The sequence below is a fragment of the Gordonia sputi NBRC 100414 genome (genome assembly GCF_000248055.1).
GTDB classification, from domain to species: Bacteria; Actinomycetota; Actinomycetes; order Mycobacteriales; family Mycobacteriaceae; genus Gordonia; species Gordonia sputi.
In genome coordinates this window covers 23,022-29,645 of sequence record NZ_BAFC01000050.1, presented here as the reverse complement: position 1 = coordinate 29,645, position 6,624 = coordinate 23,022, and the positions used below count along the sequence as shown (strand labels likewise).

Here is a 6,624-nt window from a genome sequence, read left to right as displayed (position 1 = left end):
CATCCCGCTGGTCGAGCTTGTCGAGACCACCGCCGGTCGAGCATCACCCGCTGGTCGAGCTTGTCGAGACCACCCCTCAGCCCCGCAGGTGCTCGGCGAGGTAGCGGCCCGTGATCGACACCGAATCCGTCGCCACCTCGCCGGGTGTGCCGACCGCGACGATCCGACCGCCCGCCTCCCCACCGCCCGGCCCCATGTCGATGACGTAGTCGGCGTTGGCGATCACGTCGAGGTCGTGCTCGATGACGATGACCGTCCCGCCGCGTTCGGTCAGTCGGGTCAGCACCTGCAGCAGTGTGCGCACGTCCAGCGGGTGCAGCCCGACGCTCGGCTCATCGAGGACGAACACCGTGTCGGACTGGTCGCGGTGCAACTGATTCACCAGTTTCAGACGCTGCGCCTCGCCGCCGGACAGTGCCGGGGTTGATTCGCCGAGTGTGAGGTACCCGAGTCCCAGTTCGTCAAGAGCCTTGAGCCGCTTGGTCACTCGCGCCAGACCCGACACTGCCCGCACGGCGTCGCGGATCGTGTAGCCGAGCAACTCCGGAAGCGACACCCCGTCGCGGGTGAACTCCCTCGCACGCGGCGCGAACCTGCTCCCCTTGCATTCGGGGCACACGATGTCGATGTCGGGCAGGAACTGTACGTCGAGTGAAACCTCGCCCGTCCCCTCACATCTCGGACACGAAAGCGATCCGGTGTTGTAGGAGAAGTCCGAGGCGGTCAGACCCGCAGCCCGTGCAGCTTCGGTGTCGGCGTAGGCCCGACGGAGATCGTCCATCACGCCGGAATAGGTTGCGACGGTTGACCGTACGTTGATACCGATCGGCGTCGCGTCGACCACCTGGGGGTGAAATCTCTTGCCCGAGGGCAGTTCCGGCACATCGAGTTCGACGACATGCCGCGGGAGCCGCGCCGGAGGTTCGGTCGACAACGCCGCCAACGCCGGTACAAACGACTCGAGCACCATCGTGGTCTTGCCCGAACCCGACACCCCGGTGACGGCAACGAGCCGGCCGCGCGGGATGTCGACGACCAGTGGTTCGACGGTGTGGATCGCCGACGTCTCGAGATGAAAGGAGCCAGGTGCGAACACCTCGTCGCGCGGACTCTGCGCGCGAACCACCACATCCTCTGCGCCGGTGAGGAATCCGGCCAGGCGTGAATCCGGGTCGCCGGACACCGCTGACACCGTCCCCTGTGCAATGACCCTGCCACCGTCGCTTCCCGATCCGGGTCCGATCTCGACGAGCCATTCCGCCTGACGCAGAATCTGCACGTCATGGTCGACGAAGACCACCGAATTGCCATCGGCGAGAAGGTCGTTCATCACACCGAGCAGCCCTTCGATGTTCGCTGGATGCAGACCAATCGACGGCTCGTCGAGCACGTAGAGCACGCCGGTGGTCCGATTACGCACCGCCCGCGCGAGCTGTACGCGTTGCCGCTCGCCCGTCGACAGCGTGGCGCCCGCGCGATCGAGTGTGAGGTAGCCGAGTCCCAATTCGACAAGTCGTCGCGCCATATCGAACAGTGTGTCGACGAGTCCCTGTGCCATTTCCCGCATCTCGGGCGGCAGCGTCGTCGGAACCCCTGGCGCCCAGGCGAGTACGTCGTCGAGCGAGAGGGCGGTGATATCCGCCAGATTGTCGTCGCCGATCCGTGGTGCCCGCGCCGCGTCGCTCAATCGTGTGCCGTCACACGTGAGACACGTTCCGACAGTGAGGAATCGGCTCACCCGAGCGAGCCGCTTCTCGTTGTCGGCACGCTTGAGCTCTTCGGTGACCGTGAGTCGGGCGTTGCGGAAGGTGAAGTCGAGATCGTGCACACCCTTCTTCGACGTGACGGTGATGTGCTTCTTCTCCTCCGGCCCGTCGAGCACGATCTCGCGTTCGTCGTCGGTGAGGTCGCGCCAGGGCACGTCGGTGCGCACCCCGAACTCGCGGGCGATGGCAGGCTGCACGTTGAACCCGAACATGTTCCACGGCACCACCGCGCCCTCGTCGAGGGTCTTGTCGGGGTCGGGGACGAGCGCGTCGTCGTCGACGGTCCGTACGACGCCGGTCCCCGCACACGTCGGGCACGCGCCGCGCGAGTTGAAGGCGAGATCCTCGGCGCCGGGAGCGTCGACCTGCGCGCCGCAGACCGGGCAGAAGAACGGCCGTTCGGCCGCGACGTCGATCGTCGGCGGCACGTAGTGACCGTTGGGACATCTGTGCGACGCCAGGCGCGAGAACATCAGCCGCAGCACGTTGAGCAACTCACTCGACGTACCGAACGTCGAGCGCACTCCCGGTGGCGCAGGTCGCTGTCGCAGCGCAAGCGCTGCCGGTACGTGTTCGACCGAGTCGACATTCGCGCGCGCCGCCTGTGCCATGCGGCGTCGGGTGTAGGTCGACAGCGCCTCGATGTAGCGCCGCGACCCCTCCGCGTACAGCACCCCGAGTGCCAGCGACGACTTACCCGACCCGGACACTCCCGCGATCCCCACCAGCGCGCGCAGCGGGATGTCGACGTCGAGGTCGGCCAGGTTGTTCACCCGAGCCCCGCGCACGGAGATCTGATCGGGCTCTGCACTGCGACGCACTGGGGCGGACACGTGCTCGACGGAACGGCTCACCCTCTCGAGCCTATCCACGCCCGACCGTATCGACACGCTGCCGACACCGGCGACCAGCAGCGCGCCGACCCCACTGCGTGGGCGCGCTATTTTGGCCAGTAGGTCGGTGAGCGGACGATCGACCACGCCAGACGTCCACGACGAGAGGTTGCGCACCGATGACATCCGAGAGCACCGACCCATACCTGTGGCTCGAGGAGGTCACCTCAGACTCCGCCCTCGACTGGGTGCGCGAGCACAACGCCCCGACCGTCGACCGGCTGACCGCGTCGAAGCGATTCGCCGAGATCGAGGAGCAGACCCTCGAAGCGCTGGACACCGACGATCGCATTCCCTATGTTCGACGCCGCGGCGACTACCTCTACAACTTCTGGCGCGACGCCACCAACACGCGCGGCCTGTGGCGCCGCACCACGCTCGACTCCTACGTCACCGACGATCCCGAGTGGGACGTGTTGATCGACGTCGACGAACTCGCCAAGTCCGAGGACGAGAACTGGGTGTGGAAGGGCGCTACGGCGCTGCGCCCCGACTATCGGCGCGTGCTGATCTCGCTGTCACGCGGCGGTGCCGACGCCGCGGTGGTGCGCGAATTCGACCTCACCACACGCACCTGGGTCACCGACGGATTCACGCTCCCCGAGAACAAGTCGACGGTGAGTTGGATCGACGAGGACAACGTCTACGTCGGCACCGACTTCGGTACCGCACCCGACGGGCACAGCTCGCTAACCGAATCGGGATACCCGCGCATCGCGAAACGCTGGACGCGCGGTACTCCGCTCGACGACGCCGTCACCGTCTTCACCGGCGAACCGTCGGACATCTCGATCCGAGCCGTCTACGACGACACCCCCGGGTTCGAACGTCATTTTGTTTCTCGCGCAACGGATTTCTTCAACTCTCTGCTCTTCGAAAACCGCGACGGCGAGCTCGCCCTCATCGACGTCCCCACCGACGCGTATGCGGGCGTACGACGCGACTGGCTGCTGGTCATGACGCGCTCGGAGTGGTCGCCGTCGGGTCCCGACGGTCCCACGTACGCGCCCGGCACGCTCCTCACGTTCGACTATCCGGCCTACCTCGACGGAAACCGCGACGCCACAGTCCTGTTCGAACCGGACGGCCACACCAGCCTCGTCGACTTCACGTTCACCAAGAACTACCTGATCATCACGACGCTGCACGACGTGCACACGTCGATCACGGTGCTGACCGTTGGCGACTGGTCACCCGTCGAGATAGCCGGATTGCCGGTCCTGGCAACGATTTCCGTGCTCGACACCGATCCCGATCACAGCGACGAAGTGTTCTGGTCGGCCACGTCGTTCACCGAACCGCCCAGCCTGCTGCACGGCACGATCGGCTCCGACGACGCCACCGTGATCAAGCACAGCCCCGAGTTCTTCGACGCCTCATCGGTGACCACCGAGCAGTACTTCGCCACCTCCGACGATGGCACGCTCATCCCCTACTTCGTCGTCCGACGTACCGACGTCACACACGGACCGACATTGCTCTACGGGTACGGCGGCTTCGAAAATGCGCTCACCCCAGGCTATTTAACAGTTGCCGGGAGGGCATGGATCGAACGCGGCGGCATCTATGTGATCGCCAACATCCGTGGTGGCGGCGAGTACGGCCCCGCATGGCACACCGTGGCGCAGAAGGCGGGACGCCATCTGGTCTACGAGGACTTCTCCAGCGTTGCGAAGGATCTGGTCATTCGACGCTTCACGACTCCGGAACAGCTTGGTGCACAGGGCGGTTCGAATGGCGGACTGCTGATGGGCGTCATGCTCACCCGCTATCCCGAGCTCTTCGGTGCACTCGTCTGCCAGGTGCCGCTGATCGACATGTACCGCTATCACCTGCTACTCGCGGGAGCGTCGTGGGTGGCCGAGTACGGCAATCCGGAAGACCCCGACGAGTGGGCGTTCATGCAGCCGTTCTCGCCATATCAGAACATCCGACGCGACGTCGACTACCCGCCGATCCTTGTGACGACCTCGACCCGCGACGACCGCGTACACCCCGGCCACGCACGAAAACTTGTTGCGCGGCTTGAAGAAAACGGACACACCGTCGACTACTACGAGAACATCGAGGGCGGCCACGGCGGCGCCGCCGACAACAAGCAGGCGGCATACAAGTCGGCGCTTGCCTACGAGTTCCTCTGGGAGACACTAGGTAAGACCGACGAGCAGGGTGAGACCGAAAAGCAAGGCGGGGACGACGGCTCGTAGGCACAGCGCTCAGCGCGTCACGGATGCTGTCCGCGCGCATTCCACCCACGCCATCGACGGACCGCGGCGACGGGGTCCCACGCCTCGCCCCGACCGCGCGTGATCGGATACCACGCCAACCCGACCAGCGCGGCGCTCAGATGGCCGATGTTGGTGAAACTGAGATCGGTGATCACCGGAACGCCGTAGTAGATGAACACTCCCGCGAGGTAGATCCACCGCCACGGTCTAGCGATCCGATATGTGAGTACTCCGACCACCCCGGCGAAGAAGTAGCTGACGCCGACATCCTGCACATGGATCATGTCGGCGCTGCGGACGCCCTCGCGGATGGCGAGCCCGAGCACACCCTGACTGACAAAGGTCGCCAAGATGTGCGCCGACGCACCGACGAGTAGCCAGCGCCACGACCCCAGCCACCGCTCGGCCGGCACGTGGAAGATGCAGAACGCCACCGCCCACGGCAGCCAGAACGCGCCGTCGATCCAGAACAGGCTCGTCCACAGGACGTGGATGGGATCGTGCGTCAGGTGTTCGAGGTTGGTCGACCGGGCGCCGAGTACGCGGTCGAGGTCGGCGGGGCTCATCAGGTGCTGTGCGATGGTCGTCGCCAACAGCACCGCAAGCCAGAGGAAGGTCAGGGGTGCGCTGCGCAGGCAGGACACGACGTGGGTTGCCACACGTCGTGGTAGCCCGCCTGTCCTCACATCACCGGTTGCCTGCGTCATCGTGGTCAAGTGTGACGCACCGACGGCTACCGCGCCCGCGATCGACGCCTGCCGGTCATCCTCCGAGGAGACTCACAGCTCCGACAGCCACTCGACGACCAGGCGAGGTGCGGTCGAGTCGCGCGCCCAACGATTGTGTCCGAGAGGTGCCGCGATGTGCCGATGATCGACGGCGCCGTGCGTGAACTTCGCGGTCAACGCGCCCATGACGGGTGGCGGTGCGTCGGAGTCGGCACCGATCGTCACCGCTAACACCGGGATGTCGATCTCGCCGAAAGCGGCCTCGTAATCGATGTCGGCACCGCGGGGACTGAATCGGCCGTGCCTGTTCAGGTACGTCCAATCGCGGATGAGCACGCGGGACTGCCTGCCGTAGCCCTCGACGACCGGCGGCCGGCCAGAAGCCGACGGCGTGCGAGATGCGGTACATCGCCAGTGGCCCCAGTGAGGCCCGCAGACCCGAGCCGCCGCGGTAGAGCTTGTGGAACGGCACACCGGAGGCAATCAGGATGAGTCCACTCAGTCGGTGACTGCCGTCGGTGCCGAGCTGTCGGCCGCCTTCGGCAGCGCGGTGAGCCTGCCGCGCGGCATACAGCGACACGATGTGCCCGCCCATCGAGTGCCCGGCGAGGTACAGCGGGCCGTCGGGGACGTGTCGTCGGGCAACGGCGATGGCCGACGGCACGTCGTCGACAACCATCTCCTGCTGGCCGAACACGCTGGCGCGCGACGGGCGTGGCCTGCTTGCGCCCTGCCCCCGCAGGTCGGCGCACGCGACCGACACCCCGGCGGCGGAACAGCGGGTGGCGAACAGGTCGAAGTAGCTTGCCGGGGTTCCCAATCCGGGGAACAGGACAACCAGCGGCCCGGCAGAGTCTGCCTCCGCGCGGAAGATCCGCACCGGTGTATGGGTGCCGTCAGCCAACACCATGTCGTCGACGACATCTGGCGCACGCTGCGGAACGGAGAAGTCGACGGCGTTCGCGGTCATCGGGCCATCTCTCCCGGCCGCAGGCGCGCAGTCATCGCC

Annotated in this window: 4 protein-coding genes; 1 reads left to right on the top strand and 3 read right to left on the bottom strand. The window is 66.2% G+C overall.

All coding sequences use genetic code 11. The features are described from left to right. Positions 1-76: 76 nt before the first annotated feature. Entirely contained in the window at positions 77-2,785 is a 2,709-nt protein-coding gene (locus tag GOSPT_RS07820; RefSeq protein WP_247608542.1) for an excinuclease ABC subunit UvrA, read from the bottom strand. Between GOSPT_RS07820 and GOSPT_RS07815 the strand changes: the two genes are divergently transcribed. Beyond that, a complete protein-coding gene (locus GOSPT_RS07815; RefSeq protein ID WP_005204873.1) occupies positions 2,779-4,866 on the top strand; it encodes a prolyl oligopeptidase family serine peptidase in 2,088 nt (695 codons plus the stop codon). The two genes, GOSPT_RS07820 and GOSPT_RS07815, sit on opposite strands and share 7 nt — an antisense overlap. A gap of 17 nt (positions 4,867-4,883) precedes the next feature. Here GOSPT_RS07815 and GOSPT_RS07810 read toward each other — a convergent pair whose 3' ends face one another. After that, positions 4,884-5,594, bottom strand: coding sequence for a rhomboid-like protein (locus GOSPT_RS07810; RefSeq protein ID WP_174273034.1), 711 nt, complete (start codon positions 5,592-5,594; stop codon positions 4,884-4,886). Between the two features lie 55 nt (positions 5,595-5,649). Then, entirely contained in the window at positions 5,650-6,585 is a 936-nt protein-coding gene (locus GOSPT_RS07805; RefSeq protein ID WP_231894725.1) for an alpha/beta fold hydrolase, read from the bottom strand. Positions 6,586-6,624: the final 39 nt, after the last annotated feature.

Excerpts from the sequence above, each read along its gene's own strand:
- GOSPT_RS07815 (WP_005204873.1), top strand. The coding sequence starts at position 2,779 with ATGACATCCGAGAGCACCGACCCATACCTGTGGCTCGAGGAGGTCACC.
- GOSPT_RS07820 (WP_247608542.1), bottom strand. The coding sequence starts at position 2,785 with ATGTCATCGGTGCGCAACCTCTCGTCGTGGACGTCTGGCGTGGTCGAT.
- GOSPT_RS07810 (WP_174273034.1), bottom strand. The coding sequence starts at position 5,594 with ATGACGCAGGCAACCGGTGATGTGAGGACAGGCGGGCTACCACGACGT.
- GOSPT_RS07805 (WP_231894725.1), bottom strand. The coding sequence starts at position 6,585 with ATGACCGCGAACGCCGTCGACTTCTCCGTTCCGCAGCGTGCGCCAGAT.